The sequence below is a fragment of the Labilibaculum manganireducens genome, assembly GCF_963665805.2.
GTDB classification, from domain to species: Bacteria; Bacteroidota; Bacteroidia; order Bacteroidales; family Marinifilaceae; genus Labilibaculum; species Labilibaculum manganireducens.
In genome coordinates this window covers 4,362,596-4,387,305 of sequence record NZ_CAXXEE010000003.1, presented here as the reverse complement: position 1 = coordinate 4,387,305, position 24,710 = coordinate 4,362,596, and the positions used below count along the sequence as shown (strand labels likewise).

Below are 24,710 nucleotides of genomic sequence, written 5' to 3'. Positions count from 1 at the left end.
CAGGGAGATTTTGATCGGAGAGTAAGTTCGGGTAACCGGTAAAATCTGAACTTATAAAATAAGTTGCAGTGTAAGGTTTCAGTCAATTTTATTAAAAGTAGTGGGGTAAATATTTAATTGGGATTAATGTTTGATGAATTTGGAATATTTTAGGTTTAAAATTCACGTTAAGATTATTGTTTTGTTAAGTTCTGTGATATATTTGCATGTGCATTATTTTTGGCTTAAATTCACTCATTCAGAATGTTTAGGGCAATTTTTTACGGAGTTTGGTTGCTTTTTAGGATTGGTGTTATATTTAACGGATATTTTTTGTCGTTTTTTTTTCATGAGGATTTATAATTGATAATATGATAAAACAAATTTTTCTTTTCTTTCTTTTCACGATATTAATTACTGAAGCTTATGCTAAGGATGATTATAAGAAAGCCCGGTTTCATGATTTAGACAGCTTGAAAGCAACCATAAATGGGCTGGTTATGGTTGAAGGAAACATGAAAAATTCTGATAGTGTAATTGGCCTTGTATCTGATAACCGGAAAATTTTAAAAGATGAATATCCGTCTTATTTGCATCTGCTGTTGAATAAAATTAAAACTGATGAGGATACTACAGGCCTGGCAGAAATTTATTATCGGATAGGAGTAAACCATCGATATACACACGGTTACGATTCTGCTAAATATTACTATCAAAAGTCACTGCCCTTTGCTCATAAAATAAAAGATTACTATAAATTAGGCAGAATCTATAATGAGTTGGGGGTTGTCTGTCGAAAAACCGATCGTAACGAAGAGGCTCTTAATTATTTTGTTTCGTCAATCAGCACAACAAAATTTACTAACAATTTATATGGGAAGGCAATTGCCGAAAATGGAATTGGAAATATCTATTTGGTGCAAAAAGAATATGAAAAGGCCTTATCCTATTTTCGGGAATCTTTAAAATATGGAGTAAGCAGCGACAATAAATATCATTTAGAGATTAGTTATGGGAATGTTGGCGAAGCCTATCTTGATTTGCAGGAAGCTGATTCGGCCAATTACTATATTAATAAATCGCTGGAGCTGTCAAAATTACGTGGGAATCCTATTGGTGAGGGAATTTGTTATCAGCTTTTGGGGCAAGTGAAAATGTTTCAAAATGAATATGAGAAAGCTTATGTGTATTTTGAGCAGGCACTCGCTTTGCAACGAACAAGAAATGATAAGCGTTACTTAAGTACGATACTAATTCAACATGGTAATGTTTGTTCGAAGTTAAAACGATACAAGGAAGCTGAAAAGAATTTGTTGGAAGGAAGATTAATTTCAAAAGAAATTCATTCTGTTGATAATCTCATGTTTGCGAATAAGATTTTGTATGAAATCTATTATGCAACAGGAAGATATAGGGAGGCAAGTGATGCTCTGTTATTGCATAAAAATTATACCGATTCGTTATACAACAGCGAATCTGTTCGGGTAATGAACGATTTGGAGTTTAAATATCAATCGGAAAATAAAACACACCAGATTGAGCTGTTGAATACCAGAAATCAATTGATTGGAGAATCAAAAAAAATGCAGAGAAATCAGTTTGGAGTTCTGCTGTTGCTCTTTGGAGGATTGGCTGCATTTTTTTATTATTTATACAAGAACAAACAAAAGGTTTCAAGAGAGTTACAGATTGTTAACCAGATGAAATCAAAATTCTTTAGTAGTATCTCCCATGAATTTAGAACACCTTTAACCTTAATTACAGGTCCGGTAGAAAAGCACTTGGCAAGGCCTCATTGTAATGAGGAGCAGGAAGAGATGAAACTGATTCTGCGTAACACCAATAGATTACTTGCATTGGTCGATCAACTGTTAAACCTTTCTAAAATTGATGCAGGTCATTTTGCTATTGCTGCGCAGGAAGGCAATTTGTCAACATTACTAAAAGGAATTTCAAATTCGTTTACTTATCAGGCATCTGAGAAAAAGATAAATTATCAATTGGAAATAAATGAATCAGGAGATGTTTGGTTCGATACGAATATTGTCGAAATAATAATTACCAATTTATTATCCAATGCATTTAAGTTTGTTCCTGGAAATGGCAATGTGGAACTGAAGCTTGCTGCGTTTAATGATCATATTAAAATCACCGTAAGTAATTCAGGCTGCACATTAACCAAAGAGCAATTGCCGCATATCTTTGATCGTTTTTACCGTGCCGGTGAAAATGAAACGCAGGGAACGGGAATTGGACTTTCTTTAGTGAAGGAACTGTGTACTCTTTACCGCGCCCCCATAAAGGTTAGTTGTTCCAATAATCAAATCATTCAATTTGAATTGTTGTTGCCAACATCTAAAGATCATTTTAAGGCAAACGAAATATCACTTTTGCCTCTGGCAAAAAAAGAGGAGCAGTTTTATGAAGTAAATTCAGATTTGAACCCGGAAGAAGAAAACGAGGTGAAAATTGAAGATTTGCCCGTATTGTTGCTTGTTGAGGATAATTTAGATATGCGGAAATACATCAAAACGTACTTTATTCATAAATACAAAATTTTAGAAGCTGATGACGGGGAAATTGGTGTTAAGATGGCAATCGAATATATTCCTGATTTGATTATTTCGGATGTAATGATGCCAAAAGTTGGTGGTGTTGAACTTTGTTCCTGCTTAAAAGCAGATGTAAAAACCAATCACATACCCATTATTTTATTGACTGCCAAAGTTGGTGATGACAATGAATTGGATGGTCTTAAATCCGGCGCAGATGATTACATCGTAAAACCATTTAATGCTCAGGCTTTAATCGTTAAGGTGGAAAGACTAATTGCCACAAGAAAAGAGATGCAGAAAAAGTATCAAAATGAAATAGTTATCAGTCCTTTAAATATTGTGTTTCCATCCGAAGAAGAAAAATTTGCCAGAACATTACAGCAAGTTTTGGAGGATCAATTAGCGAATCCCGATTTTAGTGTCGATCAGTTTTGCGAACTTGCGCTTATGAGTAGAACTCAACTTCATCGAAAACTAAAAGCATTAACCGGACTGTCGGCTACCGCTTTTATTCGAACTCAAAGGGTAAAAGTGGCAGCGGAAATGCTATTACAGCCAGATGTGACTATTAGTGATATCTGTTTTGCCACCGGATTTAACGACACCTCGTATTTTTCCAAATGTTTTAAAGAGATTCAAGGCTGCACTCCTTCTGAATATGTGAAATCACATAGCGAAACATGTATCTAAACTCGATAATAAGCTAGGTGCGACACTAAATAGTATAATACTGAGGGTGTCCAAAAAGTAATATTTTGTATCGGATTGTCATGTTGAGCGAAGTCGAAACATCTGTTTTTCAGAGTGAAAGATTCTTCGGCAAGCTCAGAATGACAATGGAACTATACTTTTTGGACACCCTCATTTTATTTTTCTTTCTTCACAAGGCATTATACCTATAATGTTCGTAATAGTTTATGATCGATTTAAAATGGAATAGCCTTCGCTTTTAAAGAAAAGTTTTATAGTATGGCGAGGCAATCTACTTAGCGAGTATTTATTTTCATTTATCGAGTAAGCTAAATTGTAAGCCTAGTAATAAATAAGTAGAGCGAGTAGCTGTTTTTTGCTTACGAGTTAATGGTTCGAGTATCCGAGTAGAGTTTTTATATTCACGAGTAAGGGAATTCGCTTGCAGAGTTGAACTAGGAAAGCAAAATGACTTACTCGGATTGTTTTTTTTCGTAAGGGAATTATGCAGTAGGCAACTCGAGAAAGTAGACTGTGAATTGTACTTACCTAAATTTTACCACTTGCCTATCTTCAAGCCAAATTTCACATTTTAAAATAGCCTCCTTTTAAATGAAAAAAATAAAAATTATCGGTAAAAGATGTTTTTGCGAATATTTAAAACACAAAGCACTACAATCTTAAAGAATAAGTTGTTTTATATTTAGATGATATAAAGCATATTATCAGAAGGTTATACTACTATTGGAACATTCATAGCAGATTTTGGAACATTTCTTATACTGATGTTTTCATTCGTGCAATTCTAAATCCAGATTTAAGGGAACATCAAGCCCCGAAAAACAAATCTCCTATCGGCGGTAATGCCTGTAAACTCTATCTTTTTATTGTTTAAAACACCTTTTGATTAATAGGTTTCTCCGCTACCAGCAAGCTTATTTCTTCTCTTAATTAGATCCCCTATGGAAGTAGAGAATAATTGTTTTATGTCAAAATCCAAAAAGTTAAGTGTCAGATAATCAAAGTGTAGAACATCTAACCATACGAATGGAACAATACACCTATTTTAAAAATGATTGTCGCCATACATTTACAATGTAATCGAAACCAAAAAATAGGAAACATGAAAAAAGGAATATTCATAACGTTTTTGTTTGCGCTTAGCTTTAGTTTGGTAAACGGACAAGTTGTAGAGCCGGAAAAAGTAGTAAAGAAACAAGGTACACGTCGTGCTAATAATAAAATAGAACAAGGTGTAGATAAAGGCTTCGATAAATTAGAAGAAGGTTTAGGTAGCTTGTTTGGTAAGAAAAAGAAAAAGAAGAAAGAATCCAATAAGGAAGCTAGCACTTCGCAAGAAAACAATCAAGAAGTAAATCAGAATAATAATGAGCAAGGAGAAGTTAAAGACCAAGTTACTCATAAGCCAAATGTAGTTTGGAATAAATTTGATTTTGTTCCGGGTGATGTTGTAATCTTCGAAGATGGACCAAGCTTAAAGGAAGAGAATGGCGAATTTCCTAGTCGTTGGGATTTGGTGAAAGGGCAGGTTGAAATAGCAAGTGTAAATGGCGAAAATGTGATGATGTTTATGGATGGAACCCCTACGGTTGTTCCATATCTGAAGAATGCAAGTGAAGATTATCTTCCTGAAATTTTTACGGTTGAGTTTGATTTTTACAAGCCAGCGAATGGAAATAGGTTTTCGGTATACTTATACGATCTGAAAAATCAGAAGAATAGTGCTCAGGAAATTGAAATAGGCTACAAACATATTTCTGTTGAAAATAGCGACGTTTCAGGAGAACACCCGGATTTGGATTATACCTGGAATGATAAAGCTCGTTGGATTCATGTATCGATAGCCTATACAAAAGGCAAGTTGAAAGTGTATATGGATGACACCCGCTTGATAAATATTCCACATTATGAAGCAAATCCAACGGGAATCAGCCTGCAGGCTTATTGGGCTAAATTAGCCGACGACAAAGCATACTATGTGAAAAATGTTCGCATTGCAAAAGGAGGAGTAAAGTATTACGATCGCGTTCTTCAAGATGGTAAAATTATTTGTAATGGAATCCGCTTCGATGTTAACAAGGCAAGTTTAAAGCCTGAATCGATGGGGCCAATCAATGAAATATTCCAACTCTTACAAAAACAGCCCGACCTAAATTTCAGTGTTGAAGGTCATACCGACAGCGATGGCGATGATGCTTCAAACAAAAGTTTATCGGAAGCAAGAGCCAAAGTGGTGATGGAGAAATTGATCGAAATGGGAATTTCATCGAACCGCTTGAGTTATGCCGGTTATGGAGAAAGCAAGCCATTGGATAACAACAGCACACCAGAGGGAAAAGCGAACAATCGAAGAGTAGAGTTCGTGAAAACAGAGGGGAATACTGCATCTGCCAATCCCAATACATCAGGCAATTCAATTTTTGATTCTTTGGATCGTAAAGCTATTGATACTAAAATGGAAAGCTTACCAAATGGGAATATCCCGGTTTCCAATCAATCGGGAATTCTTCTGAAAAATGGGACTACCATCATCTATGGATCATCGGATGGAAATTTGGGTAAGATGGAAATCCTGAATGTTGATGAAAGTGATAATTACAGGTTGACAGTTAAGTATGTAACCTATAATGATGATGGTTCTGTTCACAGCAAATCGGATCATTTGGAAATTGGAGGAACTTATACCTGCGATTTGGACGAAGGAAGTACCGGTGACATGATGAGATCGGAAGAAGATTTTTGGCTGGGCAGATCGGATGCTAAAACAACAACAATTGTACAAAGGGAAAATACAGGTTTTTATGTAATTCCTAACTAGTAAACAAGAATTTATAGCACGATATACATAAATAATAAACAGAATTATGAAGAATATAGCAAAGTACTTAGGCATCTTATTTTTGGTTGCAGTGTTTGTTTCATGCGATAAGGATGATGATTTACAGAGTAAAGACATAAAACGCTACAATGTGGAGACTGGCATTGTACACTACGAAACTTCAATATCCGGCCTATATGTGAATGGATCAGGAACAGAAGATCTGTATTTCAAAAAATGGGGCGCTTTGGAGATGAATTTTGAGGATAAATCGGAAACGCTTACCATCATTAATGCCAATGGAATTGAAGAATCGACAACTACGAATGCCCGCAATGCTTATAAAATTGATAATGAGAAAATTTATGTGGTTGATTACGCTGCGAGTGTAATTTATACAAAAGAAGATCCATTAATTGACTACATGCGCCAGAATAATTTGGATGCATTGGATGCAGGAAGAGAGACCATGATAAGTATGGGTGGAGTACAATTGGATAATGAGAAAATTCTGGCTTACGACTGTGAAGTTTGGGATCTACTTGGAGTTAAACAGTGGATTTACAAAGGTCTAAGTTTGAAAGTAGTAACAAGTATGGCGGGAATCACAATCATAAAGGAAGCCACAAGTATCAAATTTGATGTTTCTGTAGCCAACAGCTATTTCGAACTTCCTAATTTTCCTCACAAGGATATTACTGATTTGTAAATTAATTATTGATTGTAATAAGGGCACATCTTTTATTTATCATCAAACAAAAAAGTATGAAACGTCCATGCCAAAGCAATTATGACACACAGGAGCATGATTATTATTAGCGTGGTAAGTTCCATATGACAAACTTAAAATTATATGAAACAAATTGTAATGATAGTGCTCTGTTTTATTGCAAGTTCTGCCTTGTTTGCTCAGGAAAAGGTAAAGACAGTTGAGAAGGAAGGAGCTGATGTGATTATGGATACTTACTTGAAAGCAAACAAAAATATGATTGATTCGACCAAACCCATGATTGATTTTTTCTTAAAGTATGATGAGAAAGATAGCTTAAAGGCGCCCAATCAGAGCGATTTCGATCAGATGCTGAACGAAATGGGAATACTGGAAGAGGTGAAGAATGATCAGAGTGGTTTGACAAAGGAGGATGCTTTTCAATTCATTAATGCATACATCAATGCAGATAAAGCTATTGGAAAAGAAGGCGAAAAATCAGACAAGCCAGTGCCGGAAAGTCAATTGGATCAGGAACTGAAAAAGGCTGAAAAGCAGTTTGATGAAGCCAGTCCCGAACTGGAAAGAATGCTGAAAGAAGCCGAAAAGGAATTTGAAAAGCTCCAAAAGCAAACCAATTTTATGTCTTACGAAGATTTCAGAAAACGAGCCAAACAAAGGAAGCCTGATTTGAGCGAGAGTGAAATTAGAGATGCTTATAATGAAGTTGTGAAAGTGTTAGGTAACCCATCTAAATCCAAATAAAAATGAAAAAAGCAACAATTATTCTTATCGTTTTGCTGTCGCTGATAAAAGTGACAAATGCTCAGGATTCAAAAATAAGTGGAAGCTGGCTGGTTACTAAAATAGTGGTGGGTGATAAAGTTGATGAACCATTATTTGTTATCGATTACAGAGCTGATGGATCTATTATAACTCAGGGAATTGATGTAGGATCGTGGTCGCATAATCAGAAAGAAGAGAAATTGGTTATGAGCTCGGATATGGATAAAGATTTTGGAGGAGATTGTAAAATTATGAATCTGAATCAGAAAGAGCTAAACTTTGAAAAGGGTGATCAGAAATGGTTCCTATCCAGACTAAATATGTCTGAAATAGGTAGGAATAATTTAGAGTCTGGTCTTATTGGATCGTGGGAGTTTGCCGATGATGCAAATGATGAAAGAACAAGAGTATTGATCTTTGAGGCTCCGGATAGTTTTAGTTTTATCGAGAAAGAGCCAGGAATGGAAAGTAGGACTGGAGGAATGTGGATTTTTAATCCAAAAGAACAAAGCCTGCTGTTGATTGGCCGAATAGACCAGGTTGGCGGTAAAAACAAAATCTTTAAGCTGAGTGATAAAGAATTTGTTTTAGAAAATGCAGGAGTAGAAACAGTCTTGCTTAAATCAGAGGCTAATTCTCAAAATATCGAAAGATTAACTTTTACCGAAGCCGATTTCTTCGATGAAAATGGAGATTACAAGTATGATGGGGAAGAGAACAAATTGCCTTGGAAGGATCCTTTCGAAATGCTGATGTCTTTAGTAAATACGAGTCAATTGGAATATAATTTTTCAACATTGGTAGAGGGGACAAAAGTTTTTGAAACTAAAAAACTGACCGCCGATGTTAAGACCGATAAAGAGGAGCAAAGTGTAAGTATCGATTTTATTTTTTACGGATACGACAGATACAATTTGCCTGATGAAACGGAATTACCACCCAATGTTTTAGATTTCAATTATTACAATCGCCTTTATCCATTAAAAGAGAATTCGTTTCGGGTAGCTGGACAAGAAAAACTCACAACGCCATCGGGCACTTTCGATTGTACCGTAATTGAGTCTGTCGGCACTTCCGAAGAAAAATATAAACTATGGATGATTAATGATAAACCTGGAGTTTATGCCAAGATAATTGAAGACAAAGAAGGCATGTTTGGTCATTATTATATGTATGAATTAAATAAAATAATAGAAGCGAAATAGCTTATTATTCAATAAACCTTAATTAATTTTTTAAAAACCAGTAAAAAGTAAACAAAATGAAAAACAAGTTAATTTTAGTATTCGCAACCGTGCTTTCTGTATTCTTTAGCCTGACTACCAAAGCACAAGACTCAAAAATTTTGGCCGGAGCTGGTCTTAAGTATGCAACAGATATCAGTACTATGGGTATTGAAGCTAAAGGTGTTTATTTAGCAAGTGATACATGGGAAATTGCTCCTGCATTCACTTATTATCTAAAGAAAAATAATCTGAATTGGTCTACATTAGATTTCGATGCACATTACGTGTTTTCTGCAGATGATAAGAATACATTTTATGCCATTGGAGGTTTGAATATGACTTTCTTGAAGTATACTTATGAGGGTTATGAGGGTTATGAAGTTCTTGAAGGGTTTGGATCTGATAGTGGTTCTGTTTCCGACAGTAATGTTGGAGTAAATATTGGTGTGGGTAGTCGATTTGCAATTTCTGACAAGATGTATTTTAATGCTGATTTGAAATATACCATTGGTAACGCCAACTACTTGTCAGCTGGGGTAGGATTGTTATACCATTTCTAGAGTTTTATTTGATTAGATACATTTAGTTAGTATTTCCTGTTTGGGCAATCAACCAATTCACTTTACAACCAAACAACCATAATAAAAAAGTCCCGAACAGGAAGTCTTTCTAATCAAATTTTCACCAACCATTTTTTCTTAATGCTTACAAATAAACCAGAACATTTAATTCAAATCCATTCACTGATGAAACAGATTATTCTTATAGTAACGTGTTTGCTAATGACGCATGTTGCTACATCTCAACAAAAGAGTCAAATATATGCCATCAAATCGGGGCATGTTGAGTATCAACTCAGCGGAAATACTACTGGCACCAAATCTGTTTGGTGGGACAACTATGGGAATTCATCTTTTACGGAAACCAAATCGGTAAGCGTAACTAAAATGTTTGGAATTAAGAGTGAAACCAAAACACATGATATTTCAATTATAAAGGGAGGACAGTTTTGGTCTGCTAATTTAATTGAGAATAAAGGGCAGAAAGGAACAGTTCCTTTTCAGGATATTACTGAAAACATGACCGAAGCAGAAAAGAAGAAGATGGGAAAAGATCTGTTGGAAGCATTTGGTGGCGAGATTGTTGGTACTGAAGATGTTTTAGGGAATGAGTGCGAAGTAGTAAAGTTAATGGGAGCGAAATGTTGGATATACGAAGGTGTTACCTTAAAATCGGAAGCAAAAATATTAGGAATTGAAGCGATCGAAACAGCAACCAGATTTGACAAAAACAGTTCTGTGTCTGCCTCAAAATTTACTCCTCCCACCAACATTAAATACGAAGATCAGGATCAGTATCAGCAGGAAATATTTGGTGGTATGAGCGAAGGATTTAGCGATGACAGTGATGGCGATGAAGCAATAGATTTAGTTCCTGTAAAGTATCCTTACGAGAAGTTTCAGAAAATTGCAAATGGTTTTAGCTTTAATAATTACCATAAAATGATGGTAATGAATATGGAGGGAACCTATAGCGCCATGTTTATGAAAGGAATGAACGGTAGTTTGGGAGTAGCTGCAACTTCACGTAAAAACGGCAATCCTGATCAGGGAGGAAATCTGGATGTTTTTACACACAGCGGGAAAAAGTGTATGTATGGTAAAATGGAAGGAGACGAAGGTATTTCTTTAATCATCGAAATTCCAGATTACGATACATATATTATACTTGTGTCCAGTTCTGTTCAGACTAAATTGGAGATGCTTAAACTAATGGATGCGTTTAATTTTTAAAAAAGACAGACTATGGAAAACAAGCAAAGTTCGCCAATTGCCTTACTCATTTTCGCAATTGCATTTATTATCGGAGGTTGGTTTTTTTATAAAAATATCAGCCAAACTATTGTTGAAGAGGCAAATGCTTCAAAGTCATGGCCTGCTGTAGAGGGCAAGGTTACTATAGCGGATATCAGCACATCGATAAGTGATGGAACAAAAATGTATGCTTCCAACATTGTTTACAAATATGTTGTTGAGGGTAAGGAGTATTCAGGAACCCGGATTTCTACTGTTGATGGAAGCAGCAGTAGTGCATCAGGTGCAAAAAAAGATATTCAGAAATATGCGGAAGGAAGTTCGGTTACTGTTTATTATGATCCGGAATTACCTGATGCTGCCCTGCTTGAACCCGGCCCCAATTTTTTTACTTATTTGATTACTTACGGACCTTTACTGTTTTGTTTAATTGGATTCCTGATGTTGTGGCAGTTTGTTAAAAAAATTGGAGTGTTTGTTTTGGCCTTATTCGTAGGCTCAAGAAATTAAAATAGAATAGTTTGAAAAAAGTAACAATCATAAATTATAAATCATGAAATCACACGAAATAGATTATAAGATTATAGGACACGATATTCAGTTGGTAGAGATTGAATTGGATCCCAATGAAACAGTTATAGCTGAAGCAGGAGCAATGTTATATATGAAAGAAGGGATAGATTTTCAAGCAAAGATGGGAGATGGTTCAGAGCCGGACAAGGGGCTTTTTGGAAAATTGCTCTCGGCGGCATCCAGAAAAATTACCGGAGAGTCAATATTTATAACTCATTTTACACATCGGGGAACAGGAAAAAGTCAGGTTGCTTTTGCCGCACCCTATCCAGGAACCATTGTTCCTATCGATTTAGAGCAATTAGGTGGAACTGTGATTGTGCAACGTGATGCTTTTTTGTGCGCTGCATTAGGAACAAAAATCAGTATGCATTTTAACCGGAAATTGGGTGCTGGTTTCTTTGGAGGCGAAGGTTTTATTCTTCAGAAACTGCAAGGCGATGGAAATGCTTTTATTCATGCCGGAGGAACACTTATCGAGCATGATTTAAAGGGAGAAACAATAAGAGTGGATACAGGCTGCGTTGTTGGTTTTCAGGAAGGTATTGATTTTAGTATTCAACAGGCCGGTAATTTAAAATCGATGGTTTTTGGAGGGGAAGGTTTATTTCTGGCAACTCTTCAGGGAACAGGAAAAGTGTGGTTGCAATCCATGCCGATTAGCAAGTTAATCAATCAATTATCAACAGGAGGTTCCAATAGTCGAAAAGAAGGTAGTAACGGGATTTTACAGAGTCTATTGGAATCATAATAAAATCCTGAAATCATGATAAATATTGAATATTTAATCGATAGAGTAAAACTGATTACCCTTCAGCCGAAAGAAGCATGGGCGAAAATTAGTGATGAGCAAATAGACCTGAAGGATTTCTTACTGTCCTACGTGCTTCCTTTGGTTTTGATTCCTACCATAGCTTCTTTTATTGGTTACGGATTGATTGGTCTGGGGAGTTATTTTAAAGTAGCTTCTTTTAGCTGGGGACTTCATCAGGCGATTCTTGCTTTTTTAGGCGCATTTTTAGGTGTTTTCCTAAGCGCATTCTGTATTCATAAGTTAGCAACTAATTTCGGTACTCAGGTAAGCCTGGATAATGCAATTAAACTGGTAGCCTATTCTTATACGCCAATATGGCTTGCGGGAGTTTTTTACATTCTTCCAAGTCTAACCATCTTGGCTTTACTGGCTGGCTTATACAGTTTGTATATTTTATATATTGGTTTTGTTCCCATAACGAAGGTAAGCGAGGAAAAAAAGACCAACTACTTTATTGTCAGCCTGATTTTAGTCATTGGAGTGTCCGTTTTGGTCTCCTTTGTAATTGGGGTAATACTAATTTCAGCAGGATTACGAACATATTAAAAAAATCCGGAGGTTACAGCCTCCGGAAGAATACAATTAAAAGGAATTAAACATCACGCAAGATCTCTTTAATTCCAAATTATTAATCATTTCAAATTTACAAAAAAAATGAAAACGAGTAAACTTTATTTTTTCGCAGTCGCTTTTATGGCGTTAAGTATTTCGATGGTTTCGTGTAGTGGTGATGATGGTGAGGCCGGATTATTAGGTCCTAAAGGTGATAAAGGAGAACAAGGTGCAGCAGGAGAAGTTGGACCAGCTGGAACCGATGGCAGTATTATTTATAGCGGTGAAGGCGAGCCTGCAGCTGCAGTTGGTGCAGTTAGTGATTATTATCTGGACGTTGCAACAGGAATGTTGTATGGTCCTAAAGTAAATGCAGATAATTGGACAGATACAGATGGGTTTTCTTTGAAAGGCACAAATGGTACTAACGGAGCTGATGGAACCAATGGAACGAACGGTGTTGATGGAACCAATGGAACGAACGGTGTTGATGGTATCAATGGAACGAACGGTGTTGATGGAACCAATGGAACGAACGGTGTTGATGGTATCAATGGAACGAACGGTGTTGATGGTATCAATGGAACCAATGGAACAAATGGTTCAAAAATACTTTCCGGTGAAGGTGTTCCCGGTAATACTATCGGAAATACAGGCGATTTTTACCTTGACAAAGCAACCTGTGTACTTTATGGCCCTGCAGTAACTGATGAGGAAGGCGATACAAGCTGGGGAGCTGGTTTAGAATTGAAAGGTGCTGATGGAAATGCCAATGTAAAAACATTTAAATATACTGCCAGTGTTTCTAATTGGACCGTGTATAGCAATATCGCTACTAGTTATACAAAAACGATTATTGATGATATTGACTTTCCTGCTCTAAACCAAGATGTGTACGAAAATGGTATCGTATTGGTTTATTGGAAAGATGCAAACTCCATAAGACTTTTGCCATTAACTAAGCTAACTAATCAGAAAAACTTCCTTACACGCGAGGGGTGGATATTTAAAAACAGTAGTGATGATAGGTACATACTACGATTACAGAACACTCTTAAAGGAATGGAAAATATGACGGAACTACTCGTTGTAGAAGATGTTGAATATCAAATAAAACTAATAACGGGTCAGGCTGCTGTTCAGTTGGAAGCAAATAAAGGCAATCAACTTGAGTTTGATAGATTAGTTGAGAGTTTGAACTAGAAAAATATTGAAAATAAAAGGGCATTCTTTTAGGAGGATGCCCTTTTTGGATGTCATTAAGATTCTATTTTGGAATGTTTTTTCTATTGCAAATTGGTCAAGGTTGAGATTATTTTTTCCATTTTTTTGTTGCAGTCATCTATTGCAATTTCATATGCATCAGTATCTTCTTCAATAGATTTACATACAAATTCATAACTTTTTATTCTAAGTTCGCAATATTCTCTTAGTATCAAATTTCGGGTTCTGATGTGTGCTGGCAAGTCTAATTCTTTAAAGCTGTCAAGCAATTTTATATTTTCATTCCAATAGTAAATTCCATGCTTTGTAAACTCATCAATATATTGCTCTTCAGATGTGTCATCTGGTAAATTATAGACTTCTAATGCTTTTGCTTCCATACTAACAAATTGCTGTATTTCTTTTTCATACTTACCAATATCATTAGGCAGGATTTTGTACACCAATATAGATGAAAGTAGAGTTATAACTGTCAATGCAGTAATTGTAGAAAGTTTCAACTTTTTAGATTCGAAGTTTTTTAGGCTTGGAACAAAGGCGTATCCAATTATGAATCCGCTAAGAAGACCTCCAATATGTGCGGCATTGTCAATGCCACTATCGGGCTTTAATCCGTTTACTATATTGTAACCCACAAATACTAAAATACTTGTCATGAATGCCTTTTTCACTGATTTATCAAGAAGATTGGTAGTGAGAAGAGCAAGAAAAACACCGTATAATCCAAAAATTGCTCCTGAAGCTCCTGCACTAATCGTGATGTCGTGATACCATAGACTTGCTATGCTTGAAGCAATACCTGTGAGTAGGTATGCGCCAATAAACCTGGTTTTGCCAAGATAAGGCTCTAATAAAAGGCCAATGTAGACTAATGCGTACATATTCATCAGTAAATGGAAGATTCCAATGTGTAAAAAAATAGCTGTGAATAATCTCCACCATTGTCCATCTAAGGTCATCGGTTTAAAATTAGCACCCCAATTTAAAAGACTTTCGCCGCTAGGGGCAAAAAAATTAACGCCGGATAATACCATGATCAGGAAAATAGAGATGGTAGTAAGAAGCAATATTGGAGTAACAAAATAATCTTTGGTAGGCTTAAAAACAGAAAAGAAACCAGTTAGTTTATTTTTAGATGTAGATGGCGGTTTGCTTAGGGCATTGTTTTCTGTTCTCGGATTCTTTTGCCATAGTTCTATTAATTTAGAATTAATTTCTTCTTGTGACATTGTATTTTTTACCTCTTCGAATTTTGACACAAAAAGACTTATATTTTTCTTGTTTTTTCCCCAGTCGAAAATCTGTATACTCGTGCATGCACTTTTGATTGTTACTGATTTTTCTTCAATAGTTATATTTACCTCCTCGCTCCACGAAACCATCGAAAAGTTTGTGTAAGCAACAAATCCACTTTCATTTATAAAACTTACATCCCAATTAAGTTGCTTGGCTGTTTCTATGGCAAATAGTAAATAATGCTCTTTGTCAATATTATCAAGCTGAAAAATTTCTTTGTGTTTAGGTGGAAATCCAAATGCCATATTTTTTGTTTTTTATAATGGGTTCGAAAAAAAAATGCAATTATTTTGTTCGTTATGTTTTTTGTTGTCGTACTTTTTTTTGTGTTATTCAGGTTATTATCGGAAAATAGTTGGCCGCGAGTAATGGTTTAAATAGAATTTTCATCATTTTACTAAATATCCTTCTGTAAAAGTTATTGCTAAATAAAAAAACAAAGCAAAGCCTGCCCAAAAGAATAGAAATGCAAAAGTATTTCTATTGGATCGTTGGCTTTTGTTTAGAGATTTATATTCTTTCTCTATATCCCATTTGTAAATTGCTTTTTTTGCTTTTTTTTCGATGTAAAAGGAAACTCCTAGCATTACTATTCCTAATCCAATAAATATAGGTAGGAAAGTTTTAAATTTATAATCAATTGTGCCTATAACAGTGCAGTATAAGCCTGCAGCTATAAATGCAAATGGAGTAGTAAAAGTATGTATTGTAGCAGGAAGTATTTGTTGAGTCATTTTTTTATTGACCCATCTTTTGGCAAAACTGTAATTTGCTGATAATAAATATTTAAATAGCAATTTCATTATTTTACTAAATATCCTCCAGTAAACGTTACTCCCAAATAAAAAGACAAAATAATGCTTGCCCAAAAGAATAGAAATGCAAAAGTATTTCTGTTTTGTCGTTGATTTTTACTTAAGCTTTTGTATTCTTTTTTAATCCCCCATCTTTCAATAGAATTTTTCGCTTTTTTTTCTATGTAAAGGGAAACACTAAGCATTACAATTGCTAGTCCAATGAAGATTGGTGTGAAGGTTTTAAATTTAAACTCAATAGATCCTATAACGACACAATATATTCCTGCAGATAAAAAAGCAAAAGGAGTTGTAAAGGTATGTAGAGCAGTAGGAATTACTCGTTTGGGTAATTTTTTGTTAACAATCCATTTGGAAGCGCAGTAATTGGCCGCGAGTAATGGTTTAAATAGAATTTTCATCATTTTACTAAATATCCTTCAGTAAAAGTTATTATTAAATAAACAGACAAAGCAAAGCCTGCCCAAAAGAAGAGGAATGCAAAAGTATTTCTGTTTTGTCGTTGATTTTTACTTAAGCTTTTGTATTCTTTTTTAATTCCCCATCTTTCAATAGAATTTTTTGCCTTTTTTTCCACAAAAAAGGAAACACTAAGCATAACAATTCCTAATCCAATGAAGATTGGAGTGAATGTTTTAAATTTATAATCAATAGATCCTAAGATGACACAGTATATTCCCGCAGATATAAAAGCAAAAGGTGAGGTGAAGGTATGTAGGGCAGTAGGAATTACTCGTTGTGGTAAATTCTTATTGACAATCCATTTGGAAGCGCAGTAATTGGCCGCGAGTAATGGTTTAAATAGAAATTTCATCATCAGTCTTTAAAATTTAGAGGTTTAATGAATTGTGGGGCTACATAAGTATTATCAATTCGAGCTTCAAGAAATAGAGGTGACAGTTCTGTTGGATAGCTTTCGATTGCTTGATTGTTCCAAAAATTGGAGTCTCGGCCAAAAATATCATCAATACCACCACCTATATCAAAAACAAGGTCAAGTAATCCGTAAATGGCAATTCCTGTTACAATAGGTGCGGATGCAGCGGATACAGCAATAATACTCACAGCTAATAGGCATCCGTTTACTATAGTATGTGCATCCCAAGTATCTGTTATTCCTTCATATAGTATTGTGCCGAATGTCAAATAATTACAGACTCTACCTAGAGATTTTGTTTTTTTAGCAAATTTTTCTAAGCTCTGAAATATTTCTCCAGACTTTCCTGCTTTTGGGGCAATTTTTGATAGTTTGTAAGTGTATTTTCGTTTAAAATCTTTAGTGCGACAATCATATAACGATCTGAAATTATTTGCAGTGTTCGCGCTTTTGTCGGCGACTCCGTAAACTCCTGCACCTAGTCGCATCCAATCTAGTTCACCATCATTTAGTCTTAGGTTTTGGCCCTTAACCAATAGTTGTTCGTTGTCTACTAATGGTTTGTTGCTTTGGTATTGCTGGTAAGTTTCACTCGAGGTATAAGTAGCAGTATCGCCATTGTGACTAATTGTTACATTGAAGGAAGCCTGAACAGTACCTGCATAACTATCTGTTCTTGCATCAAAACGGATGTTGGCATCATTAGGAACCAGCACCCATTTATCACCTACAAATACCTCCTTGTGATTAAATTCACGATTAGAGATTTTCACGAATTTGGTAAAATCGATAGGCTCAGGTGATTTGTCTACCTGATTGAGTTCATCTTCTGCAATTTCGTTTAAAAGTTTAGCTAACTCACCGCTTCTTGCTTGCAATGTAAATTCAAGATGTTGACCAAATCCAGTAGGATTTGGGTCATATTGTGAATTGTTCTGGCTTGCTCTCCAGGCTGTATCAGCAGCATTTTGAACAAACTGTTGTAAATTATTTAATTTTCCTGACATTTTTTTTGATTAAAATCATTCTGCTGGTTAATAGTATAAACTATATTTTTAATAAAAATCAAATTTATGAAAAATAATTACATGATACCATAAGCGCGATGTAGTTTTGCAATAATTAATTGCAATGTTTATTTATTAAATGATTCAAAGTCGTGTTAAAGGTGTTCTGAAATTAAAACGGCTCTGTATTCCATTTCGGATTTTAGTATAAAGAGGTAAAATTTCATTCATATTCAAATCATTTCTGAATTAGGCCAATTCTGTTTTTTTTTCAGAATTCATGTACCATTTATAAACATTAATAAAAAGACATTTAAATCCCTATCTATTGTTGCTTCTATTTGTGTTTCATTATGTGAATGAATATGATTTATTCGTTTAAATTATTATATTTGGTAGAGAGCGAGGAAGTTACGAAGAAAGTGAGCTCAGCTACCTTAATATAGAATGGTTGGATTGCAGTAGGATTTGTCAGATAAGGGTTTCGTATTTTGATTTGTATTTTCATGTGTTTATAATTTTAAGTTTTTGCCACATGGAACTTACCATTATAATCATCCCACTGTGTGTAGAATGCTTTATACATGGACGTTTCATTATTGGCTGTTATATAACCCTAATCTGTATCAAATACCTTACTTATGAGTAGACCCTACGGATTTTTTTATGCCCTGATTATACTTTTTCTGTTATTTAGTCCTCCTGCGCTTCTTGCAATTGAAGCCGACAGCACTCATGTTGCTGAAAATGATCATCATCATTTTAACTATTTTCTAAACTCCGGGAAAAGGGGAGAACGTCTTTTTAAAGGCTTAACCAGAATTAAAACGGATGTAACATCCTGTGTTTCCTGTCACAATATTGAATACATCGATACGCTGAATTGGAATCCTTCCGCGATGGATATTGCCGGAACCTATGCTGATAAATCAATTGCAGAATTCAAGTCTGTATTGATGAGCCCGTTGGGGAAAAAAATGGAGGCATCGCATGTAGGATATACTTACTCGGATGAGGAACTGAGATATATAAAATCATATCTCGTTCAATTAAAAGAGGATACTCTCCATGAAGCCAAACCTAAGGTAAATAACCTGATTGTTTTTTTCTTTTTGGGTGCCTTACTTACTATGGCTTTAATTGATTTGTTCTTCACAAAAAAAATCAAATATAAATTTATTCCAATACTAATTTTTGTACTTGCTTTTGGATACCAGATAAATATGTTGGCTGATGGAGCTATGGCTTTGGGACGCAAACAAAATTACCAACCGGCACAGCCCATTAAGTTTTCTCATAAAGTACATGTTACCGGGAATAAAATTGATTGCAGATATTGTCATACAACAGCCGACGAAAGCAAATCTGCAGGAATTCCTCATGTAAACCTTTGTATGAACTGCCATATTATTGTAAGGGAAGGACCTAATTCAGGGAAATTCGAAATTAACAAAATTATCAAGGCAGTAGAAAATAATACTTCTGTAGAATGGGTTCGGATTCATCAGTTGCCCGATCATGTTTTTTTCAGTCATGCCCAGCATGCTAATGTGGGAAAAAGAGAATGTCAGGAATGCCATGGCCCTGTTGAAGAGATGGATGTAATTAAGCAAGTTGAAGATTTGTCGATGGGCTGGTGTTTGGATTGTCATGATAAAACAGCTGTTGATTTTCAGGCCAATGGATATTATTCCAATGGCTTTAAAAAACTGCACGAAGATTTGGCAGCAGGAGTTATTGACAGTGTTAGAGTTACTGATATTGGAGGAAGGGAATGTGCCCGATGTCATTATTAGGATTGTAGAAGCCAATTATTGCCCTGTTGCATTGCATTTTACCTATTGATAACCGTTTAGATATGAAGAAACATTGGAAAAGTCTTGCCGAACGTAAAAATGGATCAGAAACTTCCGAAAAGCAAATTTTGCCTAAGGGGAATCTGGAACAAATACTCGATATATTTGATAACGGGAATGAAAAATCACAATCGAACCGTCGTGATTTCCTGAAGCTTTGCGGATACAGTCTGGCAATAAGTACCGTGTTGGCAAGTTGCGAAAATTCTGTTCAAAAGGCCATTCCATATTTAATCAAACCCGAAGAAATTACTCCGGGGAAAGCAAATTATTATGCATCATCCTATGTAAATGGCAGTGAATATTGCAGTATTTTGATTAAAACCCGGGAAGGCCGTCCAATAAAAATTGAAGGCAACGATTTGTCGTCGGTTACTTATGGAGGCACAAGTGCAAGGGTTCAGGCTTCCATTTTGGGATTGTACGATACCAGCCGTTATAAAAATCCGCTGAAAGGCAATACCAAAATTTCCTGGGAGGAGTTGGATCAAGACATTATTCAGCAACTAAATCAATTAAAAGAAAGTAAAGAGAGCGCCGTTCTTTTGACTCCGACAATATACAGCCCATCAACAAAGGCTGTGATCAATACATTTTTAAAATCTTATCCCAATGTGAAATGGATACAGTACGATAACCGCTCTGCATCTGCATTGATAAAGGCGAACGAAATGTGTTTTGGGAAAGCAGGAATTTGCGATTACCGTTTCGATTTTGCAGATGTAATTGTGAGTTTCGATGCTGATTTTTTGGGAAATTGGCTGATGCCTGTTGAACACATTCGTCAGTACACCAAAAAACGCAAATTGAGCGATGGAAATACGAATATGTCACGACACATTCAGTTTGAATCGCGTTTGTCCTTAACCGGCAGTAATGCTGATTATCGGATTCCGGTAAAACCTTCCGAACAAACTTTGCTTGTTGCTCAATTGTACAATGAAATACTCAAATTGAAAGGTCTGGATTCCTATTCTATAATTGACACCAACGAAGATATTCATGAATTGGCAAAAGAACTGTGGGTAAATAAAGGGAAATCATTGGTTATTGCAGGAGAGAATGATTTGAATATTCAGATTTTAATTAATGGGATTAATTACGAGTTGGAAAATTACGGAACAACCTTGCGGATTGATAAACAAATACTAACCAAGCAAGCGATTGATTTGGATATGGAGCAATTGCTTACTGATCTGAACTCGGGTAAAATAAAAGCTTTGTTCTCTTACGGTGTAAATCCGGTATACGATTATTTTAAGGGGGAGGAATTCGGAAAGGCAATAGATAAAGTGCCGTTTTCGGTGTCACTGGATATGGCTCCCAATGAAACCAGTGGTCGTTTTAAATATGCAGCTCCTGATAATCATTTTATAGAAAGCTGGAATGATTTGGAACCTAAAACAAGCCGTTACAGTCTGATGCAGCCGGGAATTCGTCCGTTATTCAATACCCGGCAATTTCAATCTACTTTGCTTGCGTGGTCGGGGCAGGAAACTGACTATTTAAAATTTATAAAGAATTACTGGGAAGAGAAATTATATCCGTTGCAAACGGTCTATCCAAACTTTACCGGTTTTTGGAACAACAGCCTGCAGCAGGGAATCTTTGAACCTAAAACAAAATCGGTTTTCGATACCAAATTTAAGTTGAATGGCATTGGCGAATTGATTAATAGCATTGCAAATGCACCAAAATCTTCTGGTTTTGAGCTTCAGGTATATGAAAGCTCAGCCATGGGCGATGGAAAAATGGCAAACAATCCATGGATTCAGGAACTTCCCGATCCGGTAACGAAAATTTGTTGGGACAATTATTTGACTGTATCACCAAAACAAGCGGAAGAAATGCGTTTAGAAACAGGTGATGTGGTGGAGTTGAATTCAGGAGTAAAGCTGCCTGTATATATTTTACCGGGACAAGCATACAATACTGCTGCAGTTGCTTTAGGTTATGGCAGGACAGATTGCGGAGTAGTTGGTAAGAATGTAGGAGTTAATGTTTCTGGATTATCTCATATAAAAGATAATTACAGAGTAGATTTTTCGACGGGGGTTGAACTAACAAAAACAGAAGAAAAGTATGAATTGGCAATGACTCAAACTCATCATTCGATGGAGGGAAGAGCAATTGTTCGTGAAGCTTCATTAGGCGAATATTTAAAAGATCCGGCGGCCGGAAATGAATCGCATCAGGAATATGAGAATGCAGGTATCTATAAGAAACCAAATTTTCCAAATCATCATTGGGGATTGGTTGTCGATTTAAATTCATGTGTTGGCTGCGGTGCCTGTTCCATTGCCTGTCAGGCAGAAAATAATGTGCCTGTAGTTGGTAAAAAAGAGGTGATTCGGGCACATGAAATGTCATGGATTCGTATCGACAGATATTTTTCAGGCAGTGAATTGAATCCGGACGTTTCTTTTCAACCGGTAATGTGTCAGCATTGCGACAATGCACCTTGCGAGAATGTTTGTCCGGTAGCGGCCACCACTCACAGCAGCGAAGGTTTGAATCAAATGGCCTATAACCGTTGCATCGGGACTCGTTACTGCGGAAATAACTGCCCTTATAAAGTGCGTCGGTTCAATTGGTTTGATTTTACGAAAGCAGATTCGATTCCAAATAACCTGCACGATGTGGCTGACATGACGATCGATTTAAAACGAATGGTTTTGAATCCGGACGTTACCGTGCGGGCAAAAGGAGTGATTGAGAAATGTTCTCTATGCGTGCAGCGAATTCAGGAAGGGAAATTGAATGCAAAAATTGACGGAAGAAGGCCTCGGGACGGCGAAATAAAAACAGCTTGTCAGCAAGCCTGTCCTGCCGGAGCAATCATATTTGGGGATTTAAACGATAAGGACAGTCAGGTAGTAAAAGAAACTTCGAGCAAGCGAAATTACCATTTGCTGGAGGAGATTCATACGCTGCCATCGGTAAGTTATCTAACAAAGATTAGAAATAAAGAAACGAACAATTCATAAAACCACGCTTATGTATGTGTCGCCAATTCGTGAACCATTAATCACGGGGAAAAAAACGTATCAAAAGATTACCGACGAAATTTCTGCTCCAATTGAAGGAAAGGCGGGGAAGGCTTGGTATGCTGGAATTGCAATTACTTTATCGGCCTTGTTTTTCGGCTTAGCCATGATGGGTTGGACCATTTGGCAGGGAATCGGAACGTGGGGATTGAACAAAACCATAGGATGGGGTTGGGGAATTACCAATTTTGTGTGGTGGGTAGGAATCGGTCATGCAGGCACGTTTATTTCAGCCATTCTATTATTGTTTCGTCAAAAATGGAGAACAAGTATCAATCGGTCTGCCGAGGCAATGACTCTTTTTGCTGTAATGTGTGCCGGTCTGTTTCCCTTAATTCATATGGGACGTCCGCTGCTGGGTTTCTTTGTGTTTCCTTATCCAAATACGCGTGGTCTTTGGGTAAATTTCAACTCACCACTGCTGTGGGATGTATTTGCAATCAGTACTTATTTTAGTGTTTCTCTTTTGTTTTGGTATGTTGGTTTAATACCTGATATCGGAACCATCCGCGACAAAGTGAAATCGAAATTTAAGAAAGCAGTTTACGGATTTTTAAGTTTTGGATGGACAGGATCTGCCAGACACTGGAGCAGGCACGAAACCATGAGTTTGGTACTGGCAGGATTGGCAGCTCCGCTTGTACTTTCGGTTCACAGTATTGTAAGTGCCGATTTTGCAACTTCGATAATTCCGGGATGGCACACAACAATTTTCCCGCCCTATTTTGTTTCCGGAGCCATATTTTCTGGCTTTGCGATGGTGCTCACACTATTAATCATTACACGGAAAGTACTAAATCTGGAAAGCTACATTACGGTTGGGCATGTTGAATCGATGAATAAAATTATTATCGCAACCGGATCTATTGTGGGGATTGCCTACATCACCGAATTGTTTATTGCCTGGTATTCGGGCGTGGAATATGAGCAGTATGCATTTCTGAACCGGGCAACCGGGCCTTATTGGTGGGCCTACGCAATCATGATGACCTGTAATGTGATTTCGCCCCAACTGCTTTGGTTCAAAAAACTACGGAGAAATCTGGCATTTACCTTTGTTCTTTCCATTTTCATCAACATTGGTATGTGGTTCGAACGGTTTGTAATTATCGTAACCTCTTTGCACCGCGATTATCTGCCGTCAAGTTGGTCGATGTACAGTCCAACTATTGTTGAAGTAGGAATATTTATTGGAACATTAGGTTTGTTTTTTACTTGTTTCCTGCTGTTTATTCGGGTATTCCCGGTAATTGCAATAGCCGAGGTGAAGACTGTAATGAAAAGTTCAGGAGAGAAATTTATAAATATGGATAAAAACGAATCATCATGAAACGTCCATGTATAAAGCTTTCCGCACAGGGAGATGATTATTTGGCGAGTTCTCCCGAAACAAGTTCGGGACAGGCTATATGGCAAAAACTTAAAATTATGAACAGATGAAACGTCCATTTATAAAGCTTTCTACACACAGGGAGATGATTGTATGGTAAGTTCCATCTGACAACTGCATAAAAATTATAAACAGATGAAAAGATATATTTCAGCCTATTTTGAAGATGAGGAGAATCTTCTCCGCGCGACTAAGGAATTGCGGGCTCAGGATGTTTCCATTCAGGATGTTTTAACTCCTTTCCCGGTTCATGGCTTGGATCATGCATTGGGATTCAAACGATCAAATTTGCCAACTGTGGCATTTATTTGCGGGGGAATAGGTCTGGCCGTAGCTTTTGGCTTTCAAACCTGGGCTTTTACGGTTGATTATCCCTTATTTATTGGAGGAAAGCCTCATTTCGCGATTCCTTCCTTTATCCCGATCACTTTTGAACTGACGGTTTTGTTTGCCTCTTTTGGAATGGCAACAGCATTCTTTATTCGTTCGAAACTCGGACCCGGAGCGAACAATGTGATTCACGACGAACGAAGTACCAACGATCGTTTTGTGATTATAGTAGATCTGGATGAGGCAGGCAGTCAGGATGCTGTTGTGAAAGGCATTTTGGAGAAGGAAGACGCAATGAACATACAAGTTAAGGAGATTGAATTGTAAACCG

The 24,710-nt window shown here is 36.4% G+C and carries 20 protein-coding genes; 15 read left to right on the top strand and 5 right to left on the bottom strand.

The genetic code is table 11. The features are described 5' to 3' along the window. Nucleotides 1-350 precede the first annotated feature (350 nt). From ACHZAX_RS17140 to ACHZAX_RS17090, 11 genes are all read left to right on the top strand, one after another. Nucleotides 351-3,224 (top strand): tetratricopeptide repeat protein, encoded by a 2,874-nt coding sequence (locus ACHZAX_RS17140; protein WP_320019958.1) that lies wholly within the window; start codon nucleotides 351-353, stop codon nucleotides 3,222-3,224. A gap of 1,123 nt (nucleotides 3,225-4,347) precedes the next feature. Further along, on the top strand, nucleotides 4,348-6,063 hold the full coding sequence (locus ACHZAX_RS17135) for an OmpA family protein (protein ID WP_320019957.1): 1,716 nt from the start codon (nucleotides 4,348-4,350) through the stop codon (nucleotides 6,061-6,063). A 46-nt stretch (nucleotides 6,064-6,109) separates the two neighbouring features. Then, nucleotides 6,110-6,772: a hypothetical protein gene (locus ACHZAX_RS17130; protein ID WP_320019956.1), complete on the top strand. Its 663-nt coding sequence runs from the start codon at nucleotides 6,110-6,112 to the stop codon at nucleotides 6,770-6,772. Nucleotides 6,773-6,916: 144 nt separating this feature from the next. Continuing rightward, nucleotides 6,917-7,537 (top strand): hypothetical protein, encoded by a 621-nt coding sequence (locus ACHZAX_RS17125; RefSeq protein ID WP_320019955.1) that lies wholly within the window; start codon nucleotides 6,917-6,919, stop codon nucleotides 7,535-7,537. Nucleotides 7,538-7,539: 2 nt separating this feature from the next. Next, a complete protein-coding gene (locus ACHZAX_RS17120) occupies nucleotides 7,540-8,763 on the top strand; it encodes a hypothetical protein (protein WP_320019954.1) in 1,224 nt (407 codons plus the stop codon). A 56-nt stretch (nucleotides 8,764-8,819) separates the two neighbouring features. Continuing rightward, nucleotides 8,820-9,344 (top strand): outer membrane beta-barrel protein, encoded by a 525-nt coding sequence (locus ACHZAX_RS17115; protein ID WP_320019953.1) that lies wholly within the window; start codon nucleotides 8,820-8,822, stop codon nucleotides 9,342-9,344. 186 nt (nucleotides 9,345-9,530) lie between these two features. Beyond that, nucleotides 9,531-10,577 carry a hypothetical protein gene (locus tag ACHZAX_RS17110; RefSeq protein WP_320019952.1) on the top strand — a complete coding sequence of 349 codons (1,047 nt, stop codon included), beginning with the start codon at nucleotides 9,531-9,533 and terminating at the stop codon, nucleotides 10,575-10,577. 12 nt (nucleotides 10,578-10,589) lie between these two features. After that, nucleotides 10,590-11,108, top strand: coding sequence for a DUF3592 domain-containing protein (locus tag ACHZAX_RS17105; protein ID WP_320019951.1), 519 nt, complete (start codon nucleotides 10,590-10,592; stop codon nucleotides 11,106-11,108). Between the two features lie 43 nt (nucleotides 11,109-11,151). Next, on the top strand, nucleotides 11,152-11,922 hold the full coding sequence (locus tag ACHZAX_RS17100) for a TIGR00266 family protein (RefSeq protein ID WP_180327168.1): 771 nt from the start codon (nucleotides 11,152-11,154) through the stop codon (nucleotides 11,920-11,922). 15 nt (nucleotides 11,923-11,937) lie between these two features. Beyond that, a complete protein-coding gene (locus ACHZAX_RS17095) occupies nucleotides 11,938-12,531 on the top strand; it encodes a Yip1 family protein (protein ID WP_320019950.1) in 594 nt (197 codons plus the stop codon). 108 nt (nucleotides 12,532-12,639) lie between these two features. Next, complete coding sequence (locus ACHZAX_RS17090) at nucleotides 12,640-13,740, top strand: collagen-like domain-containing protein (RefSeq protein WP_320019949.1); 1,101 nt, start codon at nucleotides 12,640-12,642, stop codon at nucleotides 13,738-13,740. Nucleotides 13,741-13,823: 83 nt separating this feature from the next. On the opposite strand, the gene ACHZAX_RS17085 is transcribed toward ACHZAX_RS17090, so the two are convergent. The 5 genes from ACHZAX_RS17085 to ACHZAX_RS17065 all read right to left on the bottom strand — a co-directional run bounded on the left by ACHZAX_RS17085 (nucleotide 13,824) and on the right by ACHZAX_RS17065 (nucleotide 17,756). Next, on the bottom strand, nucleotides 13,824-15,302 hold the full coding sequence (locus ACHZAX_RS17085) for a rhomboid family intramembrane serine protease (RefSeq protein WP_320019948.1): 1,479 nt from the start codon (nucleotides 15,300-15,302) through the stop codon (nucleotides 13,824-13,826). Between the two features lie 144 nt (nucleotides 15,303-15,446). After that, complete coding sequence (locus tag ACHZAX_RS17080) at nucleotides 15,447-15,860, bottom strand: hypothetical protein (protein ID WP_320019947.1); 414 nt, start codon at nucleotides 15,858-15,860, stop codon at nucleotides 15,447-15,449. After that, on the bottom strand, nucleotides 15,860-16,276 hold the full coding sequence (locus ACHZAX_RS17075) for a hypothetical protein (protein ID WP_394698291.1): 417 nt from the start codon (nucleotides 16,274-16,276) through the stop codon (nucleotides 15,860-15,862). The genes ACHZAX_RS17080 and ACHZAX_RS17075 overlap by 1 nt, the downstream gene beginning before the upstream one ends. Next, on the bottom strand, nucleotides 16,273-16,689 hold the full coding sequence (locus ACHZAX_RS17070) for a hypothetical protein (RefSeq protein ID WP_320019945.1): 417 nt from the start codon (nucleotides 16,687-16,689) through the stop codon (nucleotides 16,273-16,275). The genes ACHZAX_RS17075 and ACHZAX_RS17070 overlap by 4 nt, the downstream gene beginning before the upstream one ends. Beyond that, a complete protein-coding gene (locus tag ACHZAX_RS17065) occupies nucleotides 16,689-17,756 on the bottom strand; it encodes a hypothetical protein (RefSeq protein WP_320019944.1) in 1,068 nt (355 codons plus the stop codon). Before ACHZAX_RS17065 ends, ACHZAX_RS17070 begins: the two co-directional genes overlap by 1 nt. Before the next feature lie 641 nt (nucleotides 17,757-18,397). On the opposite strand from ACHZAX_RS17065, the gene ACHZAX_RS17060 reads away from it, so the two are divergent. The 4 genes from ACHZAX_RS17060 to ACHZAX_RS17045 all read left to right on the top strand — a co-directional run bounded on the left by ACHZAX_RS17060 (nucleotide 18,398) and on the right by ACHZAX_RS17045 (nucleotide 24,706). Further along, nucleotides 18,398-19,552, top strand: coding sequence for a cytochrome c3 family protein (locus ACHZAX_RS17060; RefSeq protein ID WP_320019943.1), 1,155 nt, complete (start codon nucleotides 18,398-18,400; stop codon nucleotides 19,550-19,552). Between the two features lie 62 nt (nucleotides 19,553-19,614). Further along, complete coding sequence (locus ACHZAX_RS17055; RefSeq protein WP_320019942.1) at nucleotides 19,615-22,599, top strand: Fe-S-cluster-containing hydrogenase; 2,985 nt, start codon at nucleotides 19,615-19,617, stop codon at nucleotides 22,597-22,599. Nucleotides 22,600-22,609: 10 nt separating this feature from the next. After that, the gene (gene nrfD / locus ACHZAX_RS17050; RefSeq protein ID WP_101308089.1) at nucleotides 22,610-23,989 is read left to right on the top strand and encodes an NrfD/PsrC family molybdoenzyme membrane anchor subunit; all 1,380 of its coding nucleotides are present in this window, start codon (nucleotides 22,610-22,612) and stop codon (nucleotides 23,987-23,989) included. Nucleotides 23,990-24,184: 195 nt separating this feature from the next. Continuing rightward, nucleotides 24,185-24,706, top strand: a complete 522-nt coding sequence (locus tag ACHZAX_RS17045) for a DUF3341 domain-containing protein (RefSeq protein WP_320019941.1) — start codon at nucleotides 24,185-24,187, stop codon at nucleotides 24,704-24,706. Nucleotides 24,707-24,710: the final 4 nt, after the last annotated feature.

What these genes read in the sequence shown, in the direction of transcription:
- ACHZAX_RS17060 (WP_320019943.1), top strand. Translation starts at nt 18,398, where the DNA reads ATGAGTAGACCCTACGGATTTTTTTATGCCCTGATTATACTTTTTCTG.
- ACHZAX_RS17065 (WP_320019944.1), bottom strand. Translation starts at nt 17,756, where the DNA reads ATGTCAGGAAAATTAAATAATTTACAACAGTTTGTTCAAAATGCTGCT.
- ACHZAX_RS17090 (WP_320019949.1), top strand. Translation starts at nt 12,640, where the DNA reads ATGAAAACGAGTAAACTTTATTTTTTCGCAGTCGCTTTTATGGCGTTA.
- ACHZAX_RS17110 (WP_320019952.1), top strand. Translation starts at nt 9,531, where the DNA reads ATGAAACAGATTATTCTTATAGTAACGTGTTTGCTAATGACGCATGTT.
- ACHZAX_RS17085 (WP_320019948.1), bottom strand. Translation starts at nt 15,302, where the DNA reads ATGGCATTTGGATTTCCACCTAAACACAAAGAAATTTTTCAGCTTGAT.
- ACHZAX_RS17070 (WP_320019945.1), bottom strand. Translation starts at nt 16,689, where the DNA reads ATGATGAAATTTCTATTTAAACCATTACTCGCGGCCAATTACTGCGCT.
- ACHZAX_RS17045 (WP_320019941.1), top strand. Translation starts at nt 24,185, where the DNA reads ATGAAAAGATATATTTCAGCCTATTTTGAAGATGAGGAGAATCTTCTC.
- ACHZAX_RS17120 (WP_320019954.1), top strand. Translation starts at nt 7,540, where the DNA reads ATGAAAAAAGCAACAATTATTCTTATCGTTTTGCTGTCGCTGATAAAA.
- ACHZAX_RS17075 (WP_394698291.1), bottom strand. Translation starts at nt 16,276, where the DNA reads ATGATGAAAATTCTATTTAAACCATTACTCGCGGCCAATTACTGCGCT.
- ACHZAX_RS17125 (WP_320019955.1), top strand. Translation starts at nt 6,917, where the DNA reads ATGAAACAAATTGTAATGATAGTGCTCTGTTTTATTGCAAGTTCTGCC.
- ACHZAX_RS17080 (WP_320019947.1), bottom strand. Translation starts at nt 15,860, where the DNA reads ATGAAATTGCTATTTAAATATTTATTATCAGCAAATTACAGTTTTGCC.
- nrfD (WP_101308089.1), top strand. Translation starts at nt 22,610, where the DNA reads ATGTATGTGTCGCCAATTCGTGAACCATTAATCACGGGGAAAAAAACG.
- ACHZAX_RS17140 (WP_320019958.1), top strand. Translation starts at nt 351, where the DNA reads ATGATAAAACAAATTTTTCTTTTCTTTCTTTTCACGATATTAATTACT.
- ACHZAX_RS17115 (WP_320019953.1), top strand. Translation starts at nt 8,820, where the DNA reads ATGAAAAACAAGTTAATTTTAGTATTCGCAACCGTGCTTTCTGTATTC.
- ACHZAX_RS17105 (WP_320019951.1), top strand. Translation starts at nt 10,590, where the DNA reads ATGGAAAACAAGCAAAGTTCGCCAATTGCCTTACTCATTTTCGCAATT.
- ACHZAX_RS17055 (WP_320019942.1), top strand. Translation starts at nt 19,615, where the DNA reads ATGAAGAAACATTGGAAAAGTCTTGCCGAACGTAAAAATGGATCAGAA.
- ACHZAX_RS17095 (WP_320019950.1), top strand. Translation starts at nt 11,938, where the DNA reads ATGATAAATATTGAATATTTAATCGATAGAGTAAAACTGATTACCCTT.
- ACHZAX_RS17135 (WP_320019957.1), top strand. Translation starts at nt 4,348, where the DNA reads ATGAAAAAAGGAATATTCATAACGTTTTTGTTTGCGCTTAGCTTTAGT.
- ACHZAX_RS17100 (WP_180327168.1), top strand. Translation starts at nt 11,152, where the DNA reads ATGAAATCACACGAAATAGATTATAAGATTATAGGACACGATATTCAG.
- ACHZAX_RS17130 (WP_320019956.1), top strand. Translation starts at nt 6,110, where the DNA reads ATGAAGAATATAGCAAAGTACTTAGGCATCTTATTTTTGGTTGCAGTG.